This is a genomic window from Bradyrhizobium sp. T-12 (assembly GCF_058314695.1).
Genome location: NZ_CM177756.1, coordinates 5516109 through 5538690, shown reverse-complemented (window position 1 = coordinate 5538690; position 22582 = coordinate 5516109). Strand labels below are relative to the sequence as shown.

At 58.8% G+C, this 22582-nt stretch carries 15 protein-coding genes and 3 pseudogenes; 12 read left to right on the top strand and 6 right to left on the bottom strand.

The features are described 5' to 3' along the window. Positions 1-2 precede the first annotated feature (2 nt). The 5 genes from AC0WRY_RS26430 to AC0WRY_RS26410 all read left to right on the top strand — a co-directional run bounded on the left by AC0WRY_RS26430 (position 3) and on the right by AC0WRY_RS26410 (position 4585). Entirely contained in the window at positions 3-443 is a 441-nt protein-coding gene (locus AC0WRY_RS26430) for a PPC domain-containing DNA-binding protein (protein ID WP_194403728.1), read from the top strand. Between the two features lie 2 nt (positions 444-445). Further along, positions 446-826 (top strand): sensory rhodopsin transducer, encoded by a 381-nt coding sequence (locus tag AC0WRY_RS26425; protein ID WP_371746159.1) that lies wholly within the window; start codon positions 446-448, stop codon positions 824-826. Between the two features lie 12 nt (positions 827-838). After that, positions 839-1912, top strand: coding sequence for an SDR family oxidoreductase (locus AC0WRY_RS26420; RefSeq protein WP_194403726.1), 1074 nt, complete (start codon positions 839-841; stop codon positions 1910-1912). Further along, a complete protein-coding gene (locus AC0WRY_RS26415) occupies positions 1905-3704 on the top strand; it encodes a glycoside hydrolase family 15 protein (protein ID WP_194403725.1) in 1800 nt (599 codons plus the stop codon). The genes AC0WRY_RS26420 and AC0WRY_RS26415 overlap by 8 nt, the downstream gene beginning before the upstream one ends. A 101-nt stretch (positions 3705-3805) precedes the next feature. Then, positions 3806-4585, top strand: coding sequence for a Crp/Fnr family transcriptional regulator (locus AC0WRY_RS26410; protein WP_194403724.1), 780 nt, complete (start codon positions 3806-3808; stop codon positions 4583-4585). 260 nt (positions 4586-4845) lie between these two features. On the opposite strand, the pseudogene AC0WRY_RS26405 reads toward AC0WRY_RS26410, so the two are convergent. After that, positions 4846-6066, bottom strand: a pseudogene (locus AC0WRY_RS26405) (ABC transporter substrate-binding protein). A 214-nt stretch (positions 6067-6280) separates the two neighbouring features. On the opposite strand from AC0WRY_RS26405, the gene AC0WRY_RS26400 reads away from it, so the two are divergent. Beyond that, positions 6281-7000, top strand: a complete 720-nt coding sequence (locus tag AC0WRY_RS26400) for a DUF4396 domain-containing protein (RefSeq protein ID WP_194403723.1) — start codon at positions 6281-6283, stop codon at positions 6998-7000. Between the two features lie 1352 nt (positions 7001-8352). Here AC0WRY_RS26400 and AC0WRY_RS26395 read toward each other — a convergent pair. Continuing rightward, positions 8353-9393: an AI-2E family transporter gene (locus AC0WRY_RS26395; protein WP_194403722.1), complete on the bottom strand. Its 1041-nt coding sequence runs from the start codon at positions 9391-9393 to the stop codon at positions 8353-8355. Between the two features lie 255 nt (positions 9394-9648). On the opposite strand from AC0WRY_RS26395, the gene AC0WRY_RS26390 reads away from it, so the two are divergent. The 3 genes from AC0WRY_RS26390 (at position 9649) to AC0WRY_RS26380 (ending at position 14531) form a co-directional block, all read left to right on the top strand. After that, on the top strand, positions 9649-10878 hold the full coding sequence (locus tag AC0WRY_RS26390; protein ID WP_194403721.1) for an FAD-binding domain: 1230 nt from the start codon (positions 9649-9651) through the stop codon (positions 10876-10878). Positions 10879-11641: 763 nt separating this feature from the next. After that, entirely contained in the window at positions 11642-13273 is a 1632-nt protein-coding gene (locus AC0WRY_RS26385; RefSeq protein WP_491121640.1) for a peptidoglycan-binding protein, read from the top strand. A gap of 844 nt (positions 13274-14117) precedes the next feature. Continuing rightward, entirely contained in the window at positions 14118-14531 is a 414-nt protein-coding gene (locus AC0WRY_RS26380; RefSeq protein ID WP_194403720.1) for an RNA polymerase sigma factor region1.1 domain-containing protein, read from the top strand. A gap of 288 nt (positions 14532-14819) precedes the next feature. On the opposite strand, the gene AC0WRY_RS26375 is transcribed toward AC0WRY_RS26380, so the two are convergent. Continuing rightward, positions 14820-15275 (bottom strand): SPW repeat domain-containing protein, encoded by a 456-nt coding sequence (locus AC0WRY_RS26375; protein ID WP_371746158.1) that lies wholly within the window; start codon positions 15273-15275, stop codon positions 14820-14822. Between the two features lie 427 nt (positions 15276-15702). Here AC0WRY_RS26375 and AC0WRY_RS26370 point away from each other — a divergent pair. Then, positions 15703-16335 (top strand): annotated as a pseudogene (locus tag AC0WRY_RS26370) (IS5 family transposase); the annotation flags it as partial. A 10-nt stretch (positions 16336-16345) separates the two neighbouring features. Here the strand turns inward: AC0WRY_RS26370 and AC0WRY_RS26365 are convergent. Beyond that, positions 16346-17455 (bottom strand): IS630 family transposase, encoded by a 1110-nt coding sequence (locus tag AC0WRY_RS26365; RefSeq protein ID WP_194402635.1) that lies wholly within the window; start codon positions 17453-17455, stop codon positions 16346-16348. A 102-nt stretch (positions 17456-17557) separates the two neighbouring features. Further along, positions 17558-18916 (bottom strand): tyrosine-type recombinase/integrase, encoded by a 1359-nt coding sequence (locus AC0WRY_RS26360; protein WP_194403697.1) that lies wholly within the window; start codon positions 18914-18916, stop codon positions 17558-17560. Between the two features lie 402 nt (positions 18917-19318). On the opposite strand from AC0WRY_RS26360, the gene AC0WRY_RS26355 reads away from it, so the two are divergent. Continuing rightward, complete coding sequence (locus AC0WRY_RS26355; protein ID WP_194402635.1) at positions 19319-20428, top strand: IS630 family transposase; 1110 nt, start codon at positions 19319-19321, stop codon at positions 20426-20428. Positions 20429-20844: 416 nt separating this feature from the next. Here the strand turns inward: AC0WRY_RS26355 and AC0WRY_RS26350 are convergent. Next, positions 20845-22139 (bottom strand): annotated as a pseudogene (locus tag AC0WRY_RS26350) (cation:proton antiporter). 182 nt (positions 22140-22321) lie between these two features. Here AC0WRY_RS26350 and AC0WRY_RS26345 point away from each other — a divergent pair. Continuing rightward, complete coding sequence (locus AC0WRY_RS26345; protein WP_194408508.1) at positions 22322-22552, top strand: hypothetical protein; 231 nt, start codon at positions 22322-22324, stop codon at positions 22550-22552. Positions 22553-22582 lie beyond the last annotated feature (30 nt).

Here is a 22582-nt window from a genome sequence, read left to right as displayed (position 1 = left end):
CGATGAGGCACAAGCTCCTCAACGACAGCGCGCAGCGAACCTTTGCAGTCATCCTCGACAGCGGCGACGAGGCGATGGAAAGCCTCAAGTCCTTTGCAGCGGCGCAGCGGATCTCCGCAGCCCAAATCACCGGCATCGGAGCCTTCAGCGGGCTTGTGCTGAAATACTTCGATTGGGAGAAAAAGACATACCTCGAGAATCGCGTAGACGAACAGGTGGAGGTCGCTTCGCTCGTCGGCGATATCGCGGTTTCGCCGTCGGGCGAACCTTCCGTGCACGTCCATCTCGTTGTCGGGCGGCGCGACGGCACCGCTCTCGCCGGCCACCTTGGATCGGCTCGGGTGCGCCCCACTCTCGAGGTGATCGTAACCGAAAATCCCGCCCATCTTCAGAAGGCGCACGATCCCGTGACGGGGCTGGCGTTGATCAAGCTGGAGCGATGACAATGCAGAGCATCGGTCGCACAATGTGGGCCATCCCGGAAGGCTATATCCCAAGCGACAGCGTCAGCGACGCGCACGATCTTGTGTCGCATGAGGCGGCGTGCTTCCTGAACACGGGCGATCGCGACGCAGACGTCCGGATTACGTTGTTCTTCGAGAACAGGGCTCCGGTCGGCCCCTACCGGGTGAAGGTGCCGGCCAAGCGCACTCTGCATCTCCGCTTCAATGATCTGACCGACCCCGCTCCGGTTCCGCGCGACACGAGTTACGCTTCAATTATCGAGGCGAGCGAGCCGGTGATCGTTCAGCATACCAGGCTCGACTCGCGCCAGCCAGCAATGGCGCTGCTGTCGACCATTGCCTACCCCGCCGTACCGGAGTGAGGAGATGTCCTAATGAATGGCGAAGCGAGCTTGCATGAGGGGCCGGTCCGTCCCCGTCCGGTTGTCGTGGTCACAGGAGCATCCGCTGGGGTTGGCCGGGCCATCGCCCATCGTTTCGGCCGCGCCGGTTACTCCATCGGTCTGATCGCCCGAGATGCGGAAGCCCTCGAGGATGTGCGGCGCGAGATCGAGGACGTCGGAGGACGGGCGGTTGTGATGCCTCTGGATGTGGCGGATGCCGGCGCCGTCTTTGCGGCCGCGGACCGCATCGCATCGACGCTGGGTCCGATCGACATCTGGATCAACGACGCGATGGTGACGGTGTTCTCTCCGGTTTGGCGCATGACGCCCGATGAATTCCGCCGTGTCACCGAGGTCACCTATCTCGGCTTCGTGCACGGAACGATGGCGGCCCTGCGCCACATGCGGCCCGCGAACAGGGGGACGATCATCCAGATCGGATCGGCGTTGGCCTACCGCGGCATTCCGCTCCAGTCGGCCTATTGTGGGGCCAAGCACGCCATTCGCGGTTTCACGGATTCGCTGCGAAGCGAGCTGAGGCACGAGCAGAGCAGGCTCAATTTGATGATGCTCCAGCTGCCGGCGGTCAACACGCCGCAATTCGATTGGGCGAGGGCGCATATGCCGCGGACGCCGAGGCCGGTGGCCCCCGTGGTCGAGCCCGAGGTCATCGCGAATAAAGTGTACGATGCAGCTCAAAGGCCGGCGAGGGAGCATTGGATCGGTTTCAGCACCCTAAAGGTTATTCTTGGCAATATGATCTTGCCGGGGCTGCTGGATCGCTATCTCGCACGAACCTGTATCAGTGGCCAACAGACGGATCGCCCGATCGATCCAAGTCGGCAGGACAACCTCGAGCAACCCGTACGCGGCCTTCATCGCACCAGGGGGAGCTTCGCTTCAGAGGCGGTCGATAGCGCCTTTGCCGGACCGGCAAGCATGCTGCGGCTTGCTCCGGTCATGGCGCTGTTAGGAACAGCTGCGTTGGCCGTGGCGGCAGGACGCGGCTCCCGAAGCCCGAGAACCGGATATCGTCGACGTCAACGCAACGCTCGACATGGGTGAGAGCTTCCTCGTGCCGACGAAGTTCATCGAGGATTATGGCCTGATCGGAGACGGTCAGACGGCTGCCCTCGTCCATCGCGACGGTTCGATCGAGTGGCTGTGTTGGCCGCGCTTCGATTCGGACGCCTGCCTTGCGGCTTTGCTCGGCACGGACGCGCATGGTTGTTGGAAGCTCGAGCCGGTTGAAGCCGGCACTTCACCGCGTCGCCGCTATCGCACGGATACGCTCATCCTCGAGACCGAGTTTGAACTGTCGACAGGTCGTGTCCGTCTGATCGATTTTATGCCGATTGAGAACAATGCCTCCACCTTGATGCGGATCGTTCAGGGCCTTGCGGGAAAGATCAAGTTGCGCAGCGAGCTGGATCTACGATTCGACTATGGATCCTTGAGACCTGCAGTTGAGATCGATCGACAACAGGCCGTCGCCTTCGTGGGACCGGATCTTGTCGTTCTGCATGCACCGGCACAGCTCTCTCAGCAGGGCTCCTGCATCGTATCGGAAGTGGAGGTGAGTGAAGGGGAGGAGATCGCATTTTGTCTCCGATACGGCAGCGCAACGGGTGCGCCGCCTCCGCCGCTTGCCGCCGCGGCAGCTCTGCGCAAGACGGAGGAATATTGGCTCAATTGGATTGCGAAGTTCTCGATCCAAACGCGGTGGCCCGAGGCCGTGAGGCGCTCCCTTCTGACACTCAAGGCGATGATCTTTCGCGCGACAGGCGGCATGATTGCCGCTCCGACCACGTCGCTCCCCGAGGCCCCGGCCGAGAATCTGAATTGGGACTACCGCTATTGCTGGCTGCGCGATGCGGCGTTCTCGGCGACGGCCCTGCTTGACGCCGGCTATCTCGATGAAGCTAAGGCGTTCCGCGATTGGCTTCTCCGCGCTGCGGGTGGCGAACCTGACAAGATCAGGATCATGTACCGGGTCGACGGCTCGCGTCGCTTGGAGGAATGGACCGCATCCTGGCTGCCGGGGTTCAGAGGCGCGAAGCCGGTGCGAATTGGAAACGCCGCCGCGGCGCAGCGACAGGTCGACATCTACGGCGAACTCCTGGATTGCGTGGCTGCCGCCGCGAAAGCGGGAGTAGCGCCGACCGAACGTGAAGCCGATCTGCTCGCTTCCGTAATCGCTCACGTCGAGCGGGTCTGGAATGAGCCGGGCCAGGGCGTGTGGGAAGTGAGAGGGGAGCCACAGCACTACACCTATTCTAAGGTCTCTGCCTGGGCCGCGGTGGATCGGTTCGTTCGCCGCCGTGATCTTCACCAGACGGCGGACGGCTCGTTCCTTGAGCGGATGACCGGACTGCGGAGCCGAATGCATGGTGAAATATGTGAGAAGGGATTTGCCCCCGGACGGGGGACGTTTGTGGAATACTACGGGTCTGATGGACTGGATCCGAGCTTGCTGAAGCTCCCTTTGGTGGGATTTTTGCCTGTCACGGACGAGCGCGTCGCAAGGACGATCGCCGCGATAGAACGCGAACTGGTCCACGAGGGTTACGTCCATCGTCGGTCGTCAAGCGCAATCCGTCAGGGTGCATTCCTTGCGTGCAGCGGATGGCTTACCGAATGCCAGCTCATGCAGGGAAGACGCGCAGAAGCTGAAAGGACCTTCGAGCATCTCTTGCGAGCCCGCAGTGACTTGGGACTTTTGGCCGAGGAGTTCAACGTCCGGGATCGACGGCTTGCTGGCAATTTTCCCCAGGGATTGAGCCATCTGGCGTTGGTCCGCGCCGCTCTTCGATTCGAGGACAAGGCCTCGAACCGGGGTGATGGACATGGAAAATAGTCGTACATGTTAAAGAGGAACCGCGGCGGTCCGACCGCGTAGTCTCCCCAGAGCCGGGAGCGGTTCCAGTCGGTCCCCGGGATTGCCGAGAAACACCACCAATGCTGGATGGTCAGGCGAAGAGCCCTCTTCCTCTGCGGTCGATTGCCCTTAAAGGCCTCGGGCCGACCGTGGCTGCATCGAACAAGCTGTTGCGTTGCATTCCAAACTCGGAGCTGACTGCGCTTCGCTCGATTGGGACAGACATCGAGCTGAAGCCCCGTCAGGTCCTTCATCATTGGCGGTTGCCGATGGAGCACGTCTATTTCCTCGCAAATGGGCTCGTGTCAGTCTCCGCCAAAGTCGAGTCCAGTCGCTTTGTCGAGGCGTGGTTGGTCGGCTCCGAGGGCATGATCGGGGCCCCTTCCGTGCTGGCGCCGGGCGATCCCACGCCGCCGCACCGCCGCGTCGTTCAGGTGGGCGGGACGGCGCTGCGAATTCCCGTGGCCGCTTTCCACGCAGCCCTTACCGACCTTGTGGTTCTTCGCGGCATGATCCTTCGTTACATCAACCTTGTCTTGTTTCAGACGGCGCAAGTGGGGGCCTGCAATTCGCTCCATTCGGTGAAGCAGCGACTTGCCCGCTGGCTTCTCGTTGCGGCAAACGCGATGGACTCCAGCGAATTGCCGATCACGCATGCCGTCTTAGCTCAATTGCTCGGGATTCGTCGTGCCAGTGTCAGTGAGTGCCTCGAAACATTCGAACAGGCTGGGATCATCCGCAACACACGGGCCGCCATAACTCTGGTCGACCGGGCTCAGCTGGAGCAGCTGGCGTGTTCGTGTTCTGGATTGATACAGCGCGAGTATGATCGGCAGATCGGCCGTTGCCTGAAAGAGTAAAGACCATATTGCTGGTTGGGCCTGACGAACCGCCACGGCAAGGGAGCTGGCTTGATGCCCATTCCTGCCAGCTGACGGCAACCACGACTTCCAAGAGAGAAAAAAGAAGTCTCAAATGGAAGAGCCGGCTTTCCTACCAACCACCGGCCTCAGTGTCGCTTTGCATGTACCGTCTGCGGGTCTCGAACTTGTCAGACGCCTTTCATCAGAACGGTGCGACCCCCTGCAGAACAACAGGAGGCCGCCCATTTTGAGAGAGCCTAGGAGCCCGTGCTACCATTCATAACGGGGCCGAACAACTCCCACGACTTACCATTGAACTTCATGAGTTGAAGTTGCTGAAGGGGGGCGAAATCGGACGCGCTGGTGCTGATTGTTATTCCGGGCAAAAGCAGGCCGGGATCGAAACTCTTGAGATTTGCTGCTTGCTTCATGACGTTCTTACGGGTGAGATCGTCTCCGCACGCCTTGAGCACGTGAACGAGCGTCCGCGACACCGCATATCCAACCGCCGCTCCGGCGTCCGTCTTGTCAGCTTCTGGCATGTACTTGTCGAGAAACGCAGCCCATGCCTTCGAGTCGGGTTGGTTCAACCATTTCGGATCGGTCTCGTCTTTCATGTAGGCCGCCGAAATCAGACCCTTGGCATTCTCCAGACCAGCTGGCTTGAGAACAGAGCCGACGGAGGCGCTCACATTGTTCAGAATAAATAAGGGGTCCCATTTTAGCTGGCGCACCTCTTTGATCGACTGCGCGGCGAATTTGGGTGTTGCGATCACAAAAAGCGTATCTGCACCGCTGGCTTTCAGATTGACGATATGTGACGAAATCGTCGGCTCAGACACCTCGTAGCTGTCCTTCGCAATGATCATGCCTGACTTATTTCCCAAACCGTCGCTTAGCCCCTTCAAGTAGTCCTTGCCGTAGTCATCGTTCTGATAGAGAACGGCGATCTTCGCGCCAGGCTTTTGCTGCATGATGTATCGAGCCTAGATGCGGGCCTCAGTCTGATAGCTCGGCTGCCAACCCATGGTCCAAGGGAAATGCTCAGGATCTGCCCATTTTGTTGCTCCCGTTGCTACGAAGAGTTGCGGATTTTGGTTCATGTAGTGTTGGATTGCGCTGTTCGTCGGCGTACCAAGTGAATTGAAGATCAGCAGTACGCCGTCGCTTTCAACCAGCTTGCGCGCCTGCTCAACCGTCTTTGGTGGGCTGTAGGAGTCGTCGTACGAGATAAAGTCGATTTTTCTGCCATTGATGCCACCCTCGTCGTTCACCTTGCGGAAATAGGCAGCTTCGACACGCCCGATAATTCCATAGGCAGAGGCTGGTCCGCTTTAGGGCATGATGTTGCCTATTTTAATCTCCGCGTCAGTCGCGCCCGTGTCGTAGTTCTTATCAGCCGCCTCGGCGAATCCCATCGAGGCGGCGAGGGAAATGAGCGCAACAAGTGCGCTGAAGCGCTTGGCGGTAGTAATCATCTGTTACACTCCTTTGGATGACCCCTGCATTTTGATGACGCAAGATCGCTAGGCCGCCCGGCAGTCCGACCCGCATGTCGCGAAAGCCAGCTGATTCTGGGCGGCCGCCGAGGCGGATGCTCCCCTACTGTTCGCGGAGATGCTGCTGCGGCGCCCAGTTGCATTGAACGAATTGAAATGGAGGTCGTTTGCTTCTCCAAAGGGAGATGTCGTTATGGTCCCGCACTGGCTCCACGCTCTCGCGCTCGGTTGTTTGGTCCTCGGATTTGCATGCACGATTTTCATCGCGATCGACACAATGCGCCATCCGCAGCGGATGTGGATCATGAATCTTGTCTGGCCGGTCAACGGTCTGTTCGGTACCGTACTGACCTTGTGGCTGTACTACAGGTTTGGGCGCCTCGCGGCACGCGATGCGACCAGGGGCAGCCCATCAAACGGAAAAAAGGCGACCCCGTTTCCAGTCATGGTCGCGAAAGGTGCCATGCACTGTGGAGCCGGATGTGCTCTGGGCGACATTATCGCTGAAAGTCTCGCGCTCGCGTTTCCAGTCATCGCGATTTTGGCTGGTTGGAAAACCCTGTTCTCAGAAAAAATGCTAGCGGTCTGGATCGTAGACTATCTCTTCGCTTTCTTGCTAGGCGTCGCCTTCCAATATTTCACCATCAAACCAATGCGCGACTTGTCGCCGATGGCGGGGATTGCTCAAGCAGTGAAGGCAGACACGTTGTCCCTGACCGCTTGGCAAGTCGGCATGTACGGCTTCATGGCGATTGCGCAGTTCATGATCTTCAGGAATGTCTTCAGTGTAAGGCTGGAGCCGTCAATGCGAGAGTTCTGGTTCATGATGCAGATCGCGATGATCGCGGGATTTCTCACGAGTTATCCTGTGAATTGGTACCTGATAGAAGCCGGCGTCAAGGAGCGAATGTAGGATTGGTGAACTCCGCGCACGTGTTACGGAGCGCAACCGAACTCTTCGCCGAAAGTTCGCCAACCGCTTTCTTGTGGTCTGCCGCAGCATATTCTCGCGATTACATTGGGGCTCCGAAAAATCAGGGCCTTTTTCGATGGCACTAGCTTTCATACTGTCCTTTTAGGCGGGGGTGTGCCAGGTGCTCATCGCTGATGGAAGGTGCAGCGGATACACGGCCTTGGGCTGCTCAGCACTGCCATGCTCGCTGCTATTTTCTTTCGAACGTTCCCGAAGGGCTGCGGAGTGCGCTCGGTATGCGTGAGGTCGAAGATCAGCCGCATATTTTCGGATTGTGGAGCGCCATTGCGGGCTTTCGGGCGTGGCGTCGATGAGGGGAGCGGCGTTTCTTGCTGGAGCATCGCCAGGCGGTGTAGCGAAGAACGCCGTTGGAGCGGGCGCATTGCCGGGGATGGTAGTCAACACGATGCTACATGAATCTGTCCAAGGCGATCCGAAAAGTTACGGGAGTGCCAGTTTGTCGTCCGACTTTTGGGGCCGCCCTAGCGTTCTCCAACACTGCTGGCGCGAGTCGGTGAGGGCATTGACAACATTACGGAAGCGCGGCCGGCCCGACGCACGTCCGCTGGCGTTGAGCGCCGGGCACCTTGTCGCGAGATCGGCGAGTTACCACCGATGATGCGCGCGGATTACACCGTGATGATGATGGCGATGAAATCTTGGAGCCCAGCCGTAGCTGTGACGCCATGGGTGTACGCGCCGGACCGTATATCCCCACGGCCTCGGAGCGGACCAGCCGTAGCTATAACGCCAAGGGCGCGGTCCCCAGGCGTATGGTCGCAGGCCCCAGCCGTATCCGCCCCAGTAAGGCGTATAGGTGTATGCTGGATAGTATCCGCCATATCCGTATGGGTGGTACGCATACCTGTAGCCGTAGTACGGCGGCTCATAATAGTAGGGGCCAGCAATGGCGGAGCTGATTACCGCTCCAGCAAGTAATCCCGCGCCGATCCCCCAGCCGCCACGCCAGCGCACCTGCGAGACATTGTCCTGCACCGCCGACGTGTGCTCCGGCGAGCGTGCCGCTGCCGAGAGCGCTGTCAATGGTGCGGCCTGCGTACCGCAGAGTGGAGAGATCGCGATCAAAACCGGTGAGAGAAAGGGCGAGTGTGAGTCTCCGCATCTGTGGCTCCTGTGATTTCAGAGTGCGGTCTCAACTTCAGCCTTCGATCTTGGTTTCTAGAGTCAAGGGCCGCGGACACTATGTCGCGCCGATCGCCCATGGCAGATTGGGGAGTGTACGACACCGTACCAACTACAATACCGCTCGCACGGTTTGAAGGTGTTCTTGATCAGGTGACCTGCTTACTCTCACGCTCCAAGAAGGCCTCGACATAGATCATGCGGACGGCAACAAGCAAAACGGCCATCAAAGGCGTGGCCACGATCAATCCGATCAGACCAAAAAGCGTCCCCAGAACCGTCTGGGAAAGTATCGTGAGTACCGGCGGAAGAGAGATCGTCCTCTTCTGAATCCAAGGTGCGATGACATTTCCCTCGATGAGCTGGATCGACAAGAACAATAGAGCGACCCATGCCGCTAAGGTAGGAGACCGAGCCAGAGCGACGAGGATCGCCGGTACGGCGCCAGCGAGCGCTCCGATGTAAGGCACGAAGTTCAGCAACCCAGCGAGCAGAGCCAATGAAAGCGCCAGTGGCGAGCCGATAAGGAAAAGACCCAAGCCAAGAAGAAGTCCCACGATCGCCATGTCGATTAATTGCCCGAGAAACCAAAGCCTGAGCGTAGAACCAAGCTCCCGAGCAACTTCCCGGCCGCGAGGCCGCCAAGTGACAGGAAGCAGACGCAACGCGCCTTCAAGGTACAATTGCGGCGATGCAGCCAGGAATATTGCCGTCGCCCCCACAACGACAAGAGTGCCGCCAATACCTAGAACCGAGCCGATGACACCCGGGACGTAGCCAGTCAGGCCGGCTCGCAGAGACTTTCCAGCTATTTGTAGCTGTTGAGCAAAGACCGAGCCCCATGAGCTATCTTCTAGCTCCCTCCATACTCTCTCCAACTGGGTTCTCAGTTGCTGGCCGATTTCGTCGGCTTGAGCGAATATAACGCTACCGCGCCACCAGAGCAGTGCACTGAGAAAGAGACAAGTGATGATAATGACGCAAAGCAGAGAAGTGTAATGATCCAGACGAAATGCGCGCTGCACCGCGTTGCTTGCTCCGCGCAAAACGCAAGCAATGACTACGGCGCTGAACATGAGCAAGAGAATGTCACGGAGCAACCAGATTGACGCGGCGAGAAAGAGGCCGATCGCGCTTACTCGGAGGGTGCGCTCAATATGTCGGACGTGAGCTGTCAATTTGCCTTGCATTGCTCTCCTTCACCGCATTGGTCACGGTCCAAACTCGACTTCTCTCTTGGTGCACAGGCGAGTAGTCGAAATATCCAGGAAAGCCGGCGCCACCCTCAGACTGAGCTGGCTACCGGTCTGGGCGTCGCTAGGCTTCATCATACTACTCCGTGGCTCCCTCACTTGTTCTTGCCGTGACGCAAAACTTGGAGCCCCAGGCCCGGCCGGGGGCCCAACTGAGCGTTGAAATGGCTGATTGGGTCATAAGGAGAACGCATGAGGCGTGTTCTAATCTCAGGCGTTGGGGTCGCAGGGCCGACCCTTGCCTATTGGCTGAGGGAGGCGGGCTTTGAACCAACACTCCTTGAGCGGGCACCTGCTCTGCGCAGCGGGGGCTATGTCATCGACTTCTGGGGGCTGGGCTTCACCATTGCCGAGCGGATGGGATTACTTGCGGAAATCAATCGCGACGGCTACCACGTCCAAGAGTTGAGGATCGTGGATGAAGCCGGCCATCGGCTGGCGGGCTTCCGTGCCGCCGTCTTCGCCGAATTGACAGGCGGACGATACATCACCCTTCAGCGCAGTCGCCTCTCGCATCTGCTGTATGAGCGGATCGACGGCGACGTTGAAGCCATTTTTGGAGACGAGATCACGCTCGTTGAAGAGAAGCTCGATTGCGTCGAGGTCCAGCTGAAGCATGGTGGCAAGCGCAGGTTCGATCTTCTCATTGGCGCCGACGGACTGCATTCGGCAGTGCGCAAGCTCGTCTTTGGACCAGAGAGGAAGTTCGAGCGCTATTTGGGCTATGTGGTGGCGGCCTTTGAGACTCGCGGTTATCGACCGCGCGACGAAGACGTCTATTTGATTCACGGCCAACCGGGACGGATGATCGGTCGCTTTACGCTGCGCGACGATCGAACCCTGTTTCTCCTCGTGTTCGCCGCCGATCGCACCACGTTGCCGGAAGCGCCAGAGGCGCAGAAGATGATCCTGGGAAGAATCTATGGCGAAGATGGCTGGGAGTGCGATCGGATGCTTGCCGAACTCGAGCGCGCCGGCGAGCTCTACTTCGACGCCGTCAGTCAGATACGGATGCCGAATTGGTCACGAGGGCGGGTGGCTCTCATCGGTGATGCAGCCTTCTGCGTATCGCTGCTGGCAGGCCAGGGGTCGGCGTTGGCGATGATTTCAGCCTATGTGTTGGCCGGCGAACTCGCTGCCGCCCGTGACCGATATACCGAGGCGTTTGCTCATTACGAGACCCTGATGCGGGGCTATATCGAACGAAAGCAGCGTAGCGCCCAACGCTTTGCCGGAGCGCTGGCGCCGCGAACGCCCTGGGGGATGATCTTTCGCAACCTCGTGGTCCGGAGTTTCTCCGTACCCGGGTTGGCAAGATTGGCAATCGGAAGAGACATTGCCGACAAGCTGGAACTCCCCAGCTATCGCTGGCCCGAGCACCAGATGCGCGCCCAACACAGAGATCCAACTAACAGCATTTAGAACTACAGCGGCCGCGCTGCGACCGAATTAGCCCGATTGGTCGTGAGGAACCGCTGTTCGGAGCCAGCAGTTGATGACGTTGTATCGTGAGCAATAGGAACGAGAACCCGCGAGCGTGTTCTTGGTCTGGCTGCCAAGACCCGACTGGGCTCTGAACTGATCTGACCTATTCCCTGAACTCAATCTTTCGAAGAAACACGGTACTATAGCGCACCGATCTTCTTTTTACGACAAGCAGCCAGCGTGCACGTTACTGGTTCGCAAGCACTTGGCGACGGGGCGGGGAAGGGAAGACGAGCATGAAGGTCGTGATCGGAATTGTCACGATCGCAGCTGCAGCCGTCTTGATCCTGATCGGACGCGCAAACCGCGCGGGTGGACAGCCGAAGTTTCGAAGCAGCGGTGGTCCTTTATCCGCCGGTCATCCTGTAGTTTCTCGGTCTTGGCCGAGGCGGCTTTGATCTCGAGTTTGCTCGCCGGATAGGCCGCCGATCGCTTGCCGCGCGGTGGCCGGGAGTCTTCTGCTGTTTTCGTACCTGACAATCGTGTTGCCATTGTTTGGTATGCGCTCTCTTGTGTGGAGCGAAGTGCTCCACGATCAAGTTCGGCGGATTCTCGGGAAGCTAACCAAGGTCCTAACTACCAGGAACGATCCCCTCCTCGGCCGGTTGCTCAGCGGCGGACATCGGCATTGCAGAGCGGCATCGATATGTCCGCCTCATCCAATTGGAACGAGCGAACAACCGAGAGAAGGATTTGCACTATGAAAGGTATGAAGAGCAGGTTTTTGGTCACGACAGCGATAGTGCTCGCCAGCATAGGCCTTGCCTCTGCGCAGGGGGTGAGCGGAGGTGGGGCGGGGAGCGGAACGGTTGAAAATGGAATGTCGGATGGCCATTCCGGTGGGACGGGCAGCGGCGCTTCCGGCCGGGAGGGCGTTTCCCACCATGAAGGAATGACACAAGGCCGAGGATCAGAATCTCGCGAGACTGGGCGGGCCGAAGCCCCCTCCAAAGGAAGCAGCGAGGCCAGTCGGGCGCTGAGCCAGCAGTCCGGCTCGCATGAGCAGGGCCACGCCGAAGGCTCGCGGGAGAGCAGCAAAGGGCAGACGGCGGACCGCGACAATACGCGCCACTCAGGGGACTTGAGCAAGGAGCATGAAGCCAGCAAGGAGGAGCGGGATAGGAGTAAGGACCGTGCCCAGGCGCACGGCCAAAAGGAGAAGGATCAAGCAGCCGGTCAGACCAAGTCCGATCGTGACAGTCAGCAGCGGGCGGACGACCGTACGCAGGAGAAGGGCAAGAGTGACGCTAAGGCTGATAACAAGACAAACAACCAGCAGAGCGGATCCGGCCAAACTGCACAGGAGCAGAATTCGAGCTCGGGCAGCCAGAACGCGGCACAGGGCGGCAGCGACGCGCAGGGTCAGGCCCAACGGGCCACCGCGAGCACTCAGACCCAGAGTGGCAAGCAGGTGACGGCGGAGCAGCGCACGACGCTGCAACACTCGGTCCTGCAGACCAGCAAGGCTCCGCGCGTCAATGCGAACTCGATCAATTTCCAAGTTCGCACCGGCATCGCAGTTCCGTCCAGCGTGACGATCGCCTCGGTCTCGACCTATCCGGCGCTGATCGATGTTTTCCCCGCATATCGCGACGATAGCTTCTTCGTCGTGGAGGACGAGGTCGTGATTGTTGACCGTGATCGTCGTATCGTCGATGTGGTGCCGGTCGGTCCTAATGCCCGCTTCGCCGGCGGTGCCAGCCATGGTGGAGGCGCGAGCAGCGGCAGCAGCACCGCAACCGCCGTTGACCTCCCGCCCGATGACATCCGCGTCATCCAGCGCGTGTTGATCGACCGCGGCATTCTGCATGGCGAAGCCGACGGCATTTGGGGTCCCGAGACGCGCGAGGCAGTCACCGTCTATCAGCGACAGCATGGAATTGCTGTGACGGGCAACATCGATATGCGTACGGTATCGTCGCTTGGCGTCTCCAGCCGGCTGAGCCAGCAGGCCAGCCAAACCATCCAGTCACAATCCACGTCGGCCGGTACCCAGAGCTCGGCTGCGACGCAGACCCCGACCGGCAATCAGGCCGCCACTGCTCAGACCCAGACAGGTCAACCGTCGAACCAGCAAAATGCCGGCAACGCTCAGAAGACGCAGCCGTCGAACGAGCAGAACGCGGTCGGGCAGGCACCGAGCCAGAATCCCGGCCAGGCGCAGAACCAACCGTCTTTGACGACAGGACAAAGCTCGCCCGGTCAGTCGAATACGACTGGTCAGGCTAATCAGCGGCCGCGGAGCGGAAGCTCGTCGACAGCTAATCAGCCGAGCGCGAACCAAACTGCGCCGGCGAGCAGCTCGACAGACTCGGGTTCGAACAAGAAGTAGGCGGAAAGTACGCGCGGGGCCCCGCTTCGGCTAGGCCCCGCCTGCGTCCGGTAGACTTCCGGATGAGGTGCGCCATGGAATAGGGGAAAGCCGGCATTTCATTTTAAGAATCCGGTCACGAGCTTTCCTCGATCGCCTAGTACCGGAGGCTGAACAGCCGAGATCTTGCGGAACCTCATGCTTTTGAAGTGGAACTGGCCGGTCTCGAAATGGCTGCAGCGGACCCCGCGGCGCGGCGAAGCTCCTCAAGGCTCTTCTTTGAGAGTTCTCAACCTTCTGCTCGCCTCTCCTGGTCAGCTTGAGGTGCACGCGTCGAGTATCCTCGGGATCTGCGACACGGCTGACGCTTCTTCCGCAAGCTCTCGGTGGCCAAGAGCCTCAGAGTGCACGTCGTGCACACGCTGGCACTAGTCAATCTGCCCACCGCGGCGACGCACCCGTGCTAGGCACAAGGGGAAAAGCGCACGCGCGAGATCGGGTTTCGGTGAAGGCAGACACGCTCTCGCTCAACACTTGGCAGGTCGGCATGTACCGACGATCGCGCAGTTTGCGACTTTCCGGCCCATCTTCGGCGTCAAGCTTGGACCGTCAATGCCGAAATTCTGGTTCATGATGCAGATCGCGATGATTGCCAGGTTCTTCACAAGCTATCCGGTGTAACGGGTGACTCGTTGAATCCGGCATGAAGGAGTGAAGAATGAGCGGTGGCGTACAAAGGATGAGTGCTGCAAGGCAAACGTTCCCGAACCTAGACACGGCTTTGGACGTTTCAAAGATCTCAAAGGACCTGTCTCGTATTCTGGCCGTTTCCGACAATCAATTTTCTCTATGAACGGAGTCTCTGATGGCGCCTTCGGTAAGCTACGTCGGGTTGCCGCGCCTCGTCGCGCTGGGGCGCCGCAAAGGGTTTGTCACGGACAAGGACCTGAAAGCGGTTCTGCCTGTTGGGGAGATGACCGAGGAGCAAGTGGCAAGCGTCGTATCGCGCCTGGAGGAGCTCGGGTTACCCGTCGAGCTCGATCCTCCATTTGAACCTGCCCGATCATTGCACGAGCCAATGCCGCCCGATCTTGACAATGCAACGGCATTGGCAAACATGCCTGCTCAAGGTGGTCCTGCGCCGGCCCACCATTCACTTGCCGGAAGTCCAATCGTCCCCGATCTCGCGACTGATTGGCAAGCCAACATTGCCGTAATACTGGCTGGAGCTGTCAGCTGTGGCGCCTTCATGGTCGCGGCTGCAGCCTGGAATTGGTAACGCGAGCGGTGGTTGAGGTCATCCGGCCGCGCGATCTATTGCCGATAGATCTCGGAGCAATGATGACCCGGGCCTGAATTCTATGATGAGGGGGATGCTCGGGCATCTTGCTCGGGGGGAACAGGGCCTTTGGCGGGTTGCTCGCATTCTATAAACCTTAAAGCGACGACAATCGTCTCGACATTATTCGCCCATTTTCACGGATGACCATGTTGATCTCGCTGGCGGATGTTCTGTCTCGGAGTTCGGGATGCTCGCCTAGCCCAAAGCGGCATTCTTCTCGCGCGTTTACCTATTACCGACGAAATGAACTGTTTTCCCGAGTTCCGTACGGGGGCTCGCGCCTCGGTAACGTCGATCAGGTTCTTTCTCGCCAGGCACGCGTCGCACGCTCTGGTTAGACGGATTCGAGGACCGCAAGTCATCTCGGACTATCCGCGACGCTTGTCGGTCTGCGGTCGTCCTCACAAGCCGCCGCAGCAGAAGAGTGTGCGTGATGCTTGTTGCGAGCGCCGTAAGACCGGCAACGACGAGCATCGCAGTTGCCACGCGATCGGCAATGCCAAACATCCAGGGGGATGTGATTGAGCCTGCTGCGAACACAGCGACGATGTACAACTCCCACGTCTCGAAAGCGATGAGGGTCGCAATCGAGGAGACAGCAATAATCGCGCCAAAAACAACCGCGGTCTGGGTAGGCAGATTTGGCACTACGGCCCCAAAGCCGAGAACCCAGGGAGACATAAAGAGTCCCGCGCCTATCAGCAGCGTAGCGATGTCGCAATACGTCCCGAGTCATCTCATTTGGTCCTCCGTCGCTCGGTCCAGGGATTACGATCAGCCAGCTGAGGCGCGGTGTTCTGACGCAGCTCCGGCTGGAGGCCACTGGATCTTGTACAATCTCGCAGTCTCGATCAGGCCAGTTCGAGGCGACTTGAGCGAGCTCCAAGTCTCATCCGTCCCGGATCATTTTGATCAACTCGCAATGCGGCGCGATCGATGAACGCACGGGCAGGACTTTGTACGATAATGTACGCACCCTGTGATTGCTCAGCCACCGAAGCGATCGCGAGCAGGTTTCAGCCGGCGCTCAGCCGCAGGCTGCGTAGCTGGGCGAGAGAGAAGCACGCCGAAAACTGGATGGCAAAAAGGTTATCGGGCAGTTCACGCCGTCTTCTGGGTCCTCCGAACAGGAGCACCCTGGCGTGATCCGCCGACGGTGTTTGGCCGATACACCACTTGCTACAATCGCTTCGTCAAGTGGCGGCGGGGCCGGTGTTTGGGGCCGCATCTAGAAGCGCTTTCCACTGCGCGTGATGCCGCCATTGTCCGCGTGCATCAGCACGGAGCCTGCATCACAAGGAACCAACGTCAATCGATGGGAAGGTCCCGCGGCGGCTTGACGAGCAAAATCCATGCGGTGGTCGATGACAATGGTCTGCCGGTACGGCTGGCGCTGAGCCCCGGTGAAGCCCATGACGTTCGACTCGCCGAAAAAAATTGCTGTTTCCTCTGAAACCCGGGTCAATGCTGCTTGCCGACCTATGACGCCGACTGGATCAGGGAGCTTGCCATGAAGAAGGGCGCATGGGCGAACATGCCGCCGAAAAGCAATCGCCGCGATCCGATCTGCTTCAGCCCCTATGTCTATCGTGCCCGCAACCACGTCGAGACGTTCTTCAACAGGATCAAACACTGTCGTCGTGTGGCGACGCGCTACGATAGGCTCGCCGCCAACTACCTCGCATTCGTTCAATTCGCGTCAATCAGGCTTTGGCTGCGCCTCAATGAATCTGCGCCCTAGTCACGTGAATCTAAAGTTCGCCACATAAAGTCTGCTGGGCTTTGTGGCAGAAGCGTTTGACGGAAGCCAAAATCTGGTCTGCGGACTTGGTCCATTTGAAGGGCTTGGGATTTTTGTTGTGCAGGTCGATGAAGGTACGGATATCGGCCTCGAGCTGCCTGACGGAGGTGTGAACACCTCGCTGGATCTGCTTTCTGGTGAGCTCAGCGAACCAGCGTTCGACCTGATTGATCCATGACGCGGAAGTCGGCGTGAAGTGGACATGATAATGCGGCCGACGGGCGAGCCACGCTTTGATCCTGGGTGTCTTGTGGGTGGCGTAGTTGTCCATGACGATATGGACATCGAGGCCTTCAGGGACTTGAGCATCGATCTCTTTTAGAAACTTCAAGAACTCGACTGCCCGGTGGCGCTTGTAGCATTTGCCGATGACGAACCCCGAGGCGACATCGAGCGCGGCAAACAGCGTGGTCGTACCATGCCGCACATAGCTGTGCGTACGACGCTCCGGTATGCCGGGCATCATCGGCAAGACCGGCTGCTCGCGATCGAGTGCCTGAATCTGGCTTTTCTCATCGATGCTCAGAACAAGGGCTCGGTTCGGTGGGGACAGGTAAAGGCCGACGATGTCGCGTACCTTGTCGACGAACAGCGGATCGCTCGATAGCTTGAATGTCTGGCTACGGTGCGGCTGCAAGCCGAACGCCGCCCACATTCGGCGGATCGTGGTGTGGGAAAAGCCGGTTTCCGCAGCCATCGAGCGGATCGACCAGTGCGTCGCATCGGCTGGCGTCGTCCGCAACGTCCGCTCGATCACCGCGGCAACCTGATCATCGTTGATGGTTCGAGGGCGGCCAGGGCGTGCCTCGTCAAGCAGGCCATCACAGCGGTCCTTCAAAAATCGGCGACGCCACTTGCCAACGGTGTGTTCGTGGAGGCCGAGTTCGGCAGCCACAGACTTGCTAGGCAATCCATCCGCGCATCGCAGGATCGCGCGGCATCGCTCAGATAGCGACCGGGCAACACGATGACGACGAACTTGCCTCTCCAGGTACGTCCGCTCCTGCTGACTCAGCACCAACGGCGCAATCGGCCGGCCTCGCACACCCGCATTCGCCACGAGCACTCTCCTCTGTAGAGCTTCGAGCTATCAACTAATGTGACGAACTTGCGTTCCAGATGACTAGAAGATGAGTCTCCCGAGTTTTCGGCGGCCAAATCGTCATGCGGCCTGCCGAATTCTTTCTTGCTGCTCGCCCAGAGTGTTTGGTTCCAACCGGAATTGGGGTACGGCTCTTCGACTAACTCCGCGGCCAAGCCAATTGATCAGGGCTTCCTGTTCCGTGAGCGACTTACCGAGTGCGGAAAACACGACGGTACTGATAGCTTGTTGCTGGCTGCGCAGGTGGTCTTCAACCAGCTTGTGTCGAGTGACATAACCTGCGTTCACACCAGGGATAGAATGGTTCATGAGGAGCTTGGCATCGAACTCCGAAACGCCAGCAGCGGTGGCAATCGTCCGAAATGTTTGACGAAGGTCATTGCCCCACTTTGACAAGATATCTCGATCCTCCTTTGTTTCAGCTAGGTGTCCGGAGCCGCTCTCAGCTGGAAACAGCCATTCCCGTGCTTGAGACGAATACATTTGCCTGCCGAAACGAAGCACCCGAATGAGACACAGGATCATTTCACGTGACAGCGGGATGTCGAACGCTCGCTTGCTGCCTCCCTTGGGCTTAGGGATGTGGAGCGTTCGCCGTCGAAAATTGATGTGTTTCGGCTTAGCCTGCTGCAAGGCGGTGGGCCTAGACCCACACAACAAGGTGAAAAGATGGAATTCGCGTCGGATTGGATTATCTAGACTCGCCAGCTCTATGAACCATCCTTTCAAGTCGCTGACGCCCATGCCGGTATTCCTTCGCTCCTCCTGGTTCCAATCGACAGCATCCGCCGGATTGTCACGCGGTAGCGATCGATTGGTCTTCCGAGCATGATTGTAAATGGCCCGCAGCGTTCGCATGCTGCCATTCGCCATGTAGGGACCGTTCTGCTTGGTAAGCTGATCATGCTTTTCAGCGACGCGACTGGGATCGTTCGCGAGATCGAGGAGAGGGATTTCGAGCCATTCACTAAAGAGGCGCTCGACGTGATCGCGATAGCCGCTTATCGTTTTGTCGCTCCGGCCTTTTCGGACCAAGTGGGCTTCCAGATAGCGCTGCCAAGCCTGCTTCAGGGTAGGGGCCGCTACGGAACTGTTCCCATCGGACCCGGCCTGCCCCGGCTTTTCATCTAGCCTCTTCCTTGGGTGGTGTCCCTTGCTGATCTGAGCAAGATATTCCTTGGCAATCGCGCGGGCCGCTCGCGTCGTCAACTCGCTGGCGTCTCCAATCGACACTCTGATGGACGAGGCCCGCTTTCCTCGTTGTCTAAGATCTCCTTGAACGGTGAACGTCCTTTTCCGCTTCCCCACGACGACGAAGAAGCCTTTCAACTCGGTATCGCGAGCCAGATACCAACCGTCTTCAGGAATCGGTAGCTGAGCGATGGCCTTGTCGCTGAGAGCAATGCGAATGTCAGTCATGGGAGCGGGCGTGAACTGCAAAAACGGTTTTCAAACGGTTTTGGCGAGCCGAGGTATCTGTAGGTCTGGGTTCGCTGGACTGCGAAGCTATGCGACAACTCCCTATAAATAAAAGGCCTTCTTGGATGCTGTCGAAGCCTGGCGAAGATTCAGAAACCGTAGAGAGGTGCCGGTTTTGAACTCTTAATCAGCGGGTCCCAGGTTCGAGCCCTGGTGCGCCCACCATATCAAGGCCTTAGCGAGAAAGACCGTTTGAGTAGCTGATTTCTCAACGATCTTCTCAGGTCAAATAATCAACCTGCCTCGATAGCGCGAGCGGCAGCATCGCCCACGCTCTAGTCATCTGGAACGCAAGTTCGTCACATTAGTTGATAGCTCGAAGCTCTACAGAGGAGAGTGCTCGTGGCGAATGCGGGTGTGCGAGGCCGGCCGATTGCGCCGTTGGTGCTGAGTCAGCAGGAGCGGACGTACCTGGAGAGGCAAGTTCGTCGTCATCGTGTTGCCCGGTCGCTATCTGAGCGATGCCGCGCGATCCTGCGATGCGCGGATGGATTGCCTAGCAAGTCTGTGGCTGCCGAACTCGGCCTCCACGAACACACCGTTGGCAAGTGGCGTCGCCGATTTTTGAAGGACCGCTGTGATGGCCTGCTTGACGAGGCACGCCCTGGCCGCCCTCGAACCATCAACGATGATCAGGTTGCCGCGGTGATCGAGCGGACGTTGCGGACGACGCCAGCCGATGCGACGCACTGGTCGATCCGCTCGATGGCTGCGGAAACCGGCTTTTCCCACACCACGATCCGCCGAATGTGGGCGGCGTTCGGCTTGCAGCCGCACCGTAGCCAGACATTCAAGCTATCGAGCGATCCGCTGTTCGTCGACAAGGTACGCGACATCGTCGGCCTTTACCTGTCCCCACCGAACCGAGCCCTTGTTCTGAGCATCGATGAGAAAAGCCAGATTCAGGCACTCGATCGCGAGCAGCCGGTCTTGCCGATGATGCCCGGCATACCGGAGCGTCGTACGCACAGCTATGTGCGGCATGGTACGACCACGCTGTTTGCCGCGCTCGATGTCGCCTCGGGGTTCGTCATCGGCAAATGCTACAAGCGCCACCGGGCAGTCGAGTTCTTGAAGTTTCTAAAAGAGATCGATGCTCAAGTCCCTGAAGGCCTCGATGTCCATATCGTCATGGACAACTACGCCACCCACAAGACACCCAGGATCAAAGCGTGGCTCGCCCGTCGGCCGCATTATCATGTCCACTTCACGCCGACTTCCGCGTCATGGATCAATCAGGTCGAACGCTGGTTCGCTGAGCTCACCAGAAAGCAGATCCAGCGAGGTGTTCACACCTCCGTCAGGCAGCTCGAGGCCGATATCCGTACCTTCATCGACCTGCACAACAAAAATCCCAAGCCCTTCAAATGGACCAAGTCCGCAGACCAGATTTTGGCTTCCGTCAAACGCTTCTGCCACAAAGCCCAGCAGACTTTATGTGGCGAACTTTAGATTCACGTGACTAGAAGTTCGCCCCCTGAGTGAGGTGTCGGCCGACTTCAGCCGAATGAGCAGGAATGATGCTGCAAGGGATTCAACACCACGATAGGAATCGTGGGTTTGACTCCATTCTCTCCGCCATTTCCATGATTTTCCACGCTAGTCTTCGATGCCGTAGCAGCGGTGTGACGGCAGTGGGAAGCGTCCACACGCCTCCGGCGTCGCTGGTATCGCAGGCTCATCCCGCCGGGTTGGACGATGACGAGGAGCATTGCAGCATATGCTTCTTCGGCTCCCTGCTGTCGACGACGCCATTGCCGAATCGGGCCGGAGCCGCAATCGTTGTCCGCACCGGAACGCGTCCCCGCATGAAGGACATCGTCGGCGTTGTAACCAAGCGTGTGATCGCGGGACGCCGCCATCGATAGCTACGAGGATTGACGGCCGGAGCCCGCCTCTTGGGATGGGGCAAGCTGTTGTCCTACAGTCCGTCTTGCAACCCAGCCCAGAGTCGAGCCTTGGATGATGATGCTGAACAGAACGACCGCATAGGTTGAGGCGAGTATCGCGGTCCTGGCTGGACTATCCGGCAACGACAACGCAAGGGCAACCGAGATCCCGCCACGCACACCTGCCCAGGTCAGGAAAGGCGCGTTTCGCAAGGAGAGCAACCGGGTCCATCCGAACAAGAACGGTTGGACGCCGACTGAGGCAAACCGGGCGAAAAGGACGATCGGCACAGTTGCTGCCGCGAGGCCAAAGCTGCGGAGATCAAAGCGGAGGATGAGTGTCTCGAGCCCGATGAGGGAAAGAGAACCGAATTGAGAATTTCGTCAATGAGCGTCCAAAGCGCGAAGAGATAGCCTTGAGTCCGCTCACTCATTGCATACCGCGGTCCTCGGTCTCCGATAAGAAGACCCGCCGTAACCATAGAAAGCGGTCCGCTGACGTGCAAATGAAGAGCGACAGCGTAAGTACCGGTCACGAGGGCCAGCGAGATCAGAACCTCGATAGCGTAGTCGTCAATGAGTCGCATCGCGCGATACGCGATATAACCGGTCATCAACCCCAGTACGATCCCGCCACCAGCCTCGCGAATCAGCAGCCCTGCGACGTCAGCAGTCGAAACTTGCGCCCCGTCGCCCGAACTCGCGAAGCGAAGCAGGATGGTGAACAGGACAATCCCCACGCCGTCATTGAACAACGCTTCGCCTTCAGTCTCGATCTGTAGTTCTTTAGGTACGTTGGTGTTGCGGAGTGTGCTGAGGACAGCCACCGGATCGGTCGCGCTGATCAATGCGCCGAAGACGAACGCCCAGCCGAGCGAGACCGGTAAGTTCATGAGACCGCAGATAAGCCAGAACATCATGCCGACGAGAGCAGTCGAGATCAACGTGCCAAAAACCGCCAGAAGAAAGACCGGAACCGCGCGGCTCTTGAGCGTTTCAAGATCCACGTGCAGGGCACCGGCGAACAGAAGAAACGCAAGCATTCCGTTCACGACGACTTCGGCAAAGTCGATCTGTCGCAGTCCATCGGCAAGCTGGTCAAGCAGTTGAACTGAGGGAATCGCTGCATCCAAGGTTATCAAAAGCAGCGAGGTCAGGACGCTCATCACTAGAAGTCCTACGCTGCGAGACAGCGGCAGGAACTTGTGGTTGAGCCAGCCGAAGATGGCTGACAGCGTGAGCAGAACGGCGGCAATATCCATTAGCGAAAGCACGGCAAGTTCCATTTGTTCTGGCGAAAGTGCCAACGCATCTCGCTCGCGGACACTGTGCGCGTCAGCTTCTATTCATGCATCTGCGGCGAATGATCGCGACGACGGCTATCCGTCTCTGCATTCACTTCGTGTTCATCGGCCGGACCTAGAAAGCGAACCGGGGCATACGACAAGGAAGAATCATGAAGAAAATCGCCTATGGGTTGGCCGCTGCTGCTTTGCTCGCGGGGACTCAGTTCCTGGTCCCTGCAAATGCGATGACGGCGCCTCCGGTCGGCGCAGCGGCAGCATCCGAGACGATGCGGGTCGGCTACCACTATCATCATCATCGGAGGGTTTGCACGGTGCGGACCATAGTCAAGCGCGGCTATCACGGTCGGCGTATCGTGAAGCACGTGCGTGTCTGCCGATAGCCGCCAGCGACGAGAGGCCGCCCCCTACGG

What these genes read in the sequence shown, in the direction of transcription:
- AC0WRY_RS26390 (WP_194403721.1), top strand. Translation starts at nt 9,649, where the DNA reads ATGAGGCGTGTTCTAATCTCAGGCGTTGGGGTCGCAGGGCCGACCCTT.
- AC0WRY_RS26395 (WP_194403722.1), bottom strand. Translation starts at nt 9,393, where the DNA reads ATGCAAGGCAAATTGACAGCTCACGTCCGACATATTGAGCGCACCCTC.
- AC0WRY_RS26345 (WP_194408508.1), top strand. Translation starts at nt 22,322, where the DNA reads ATGAAGAAAATCGCCTATGGGTTGGCCGCTGCTGCTTTGCTCGCGGGG.
- AC0WRY_RS26375 (WP_371746158.1), bottom strand. Translation starts at nt 15,275, where the DNA reads ATGTCTCCCTGGGTTCTCGGCTTTGGGGCCGTAGTGCCAAATCTGCCT.
- AC0WRY_RS26400 (WP_194403723.1), top strand. Translation starts at nt 6,281, where the DNA reads ATGGTCCCGCACTGGCTCCACGCTCTCGCGCTCGGTTGTTTGGTCCTC.
- AC0WRY_RS26430 (WP_194403728.1), top strand. Translation starts at nt 3, where the DNA reads ATGAGGCACAAGCTCCTCAACGACAGCGCGCAGCGAACCTTTGCAGTC.
- AC0WRY_RS26425 (WP_371746159.1), top strand. Translation starts at nt 446, where the DNA reads ATGCAGAGCATCGGTCGCACAATGTGGGCCATCCCGGAAGGCTATATC.
- AC0WRY_RS26420 (WP_194403726.1), top strand. Translation starts at nt 839, where the DNA reads ATGAATGGCGAAGCGAGCTTGCATGAGGGGCCGGTCCGTCCCCGTCCG.
- AC0WRY_RS26385 (WP_491121640.1), top strand. Translation starts at nt 11,642, where the DNA reads ATGAAAGGTATGAAGAGCAGGTTTTTGGTCACGACAGCGATAGTGCTC.
- AC0WRY_RS26415 (WP_194403725.1), top strand. Translation starts at nt 1,905, where the DNA reads ATGGGTGAGAGCTTCCTCGTGCCGACGAAGTTCATCGAGGATTATGGC.
- AC0WRY_RS26360 (WP_194403697.1), bottom strand. Translation starts at nt 18,916, where the DNA reads ATGACTGACATTCGCATTGCTCTCAGCGACAAGGCCATCGCTCAGCTA.
- AC0WRY_RS26380 (WP_194403720.1), top strand. Translation starts at nt 14,118, where the DNA reads ATGGCGCCTTCGGTAAGCTACGTCGGGTTGCCGCGCCTCGTCGCGCTG.
- AC0WRY_RS26410 (WP_194403724.1), top strand. Translation starts at nt 3,806, where the DNA reads ATGCTGGATGGTCAGGCGAAGAGCCCTCTTCCTCTGCGGTCGATTGCC.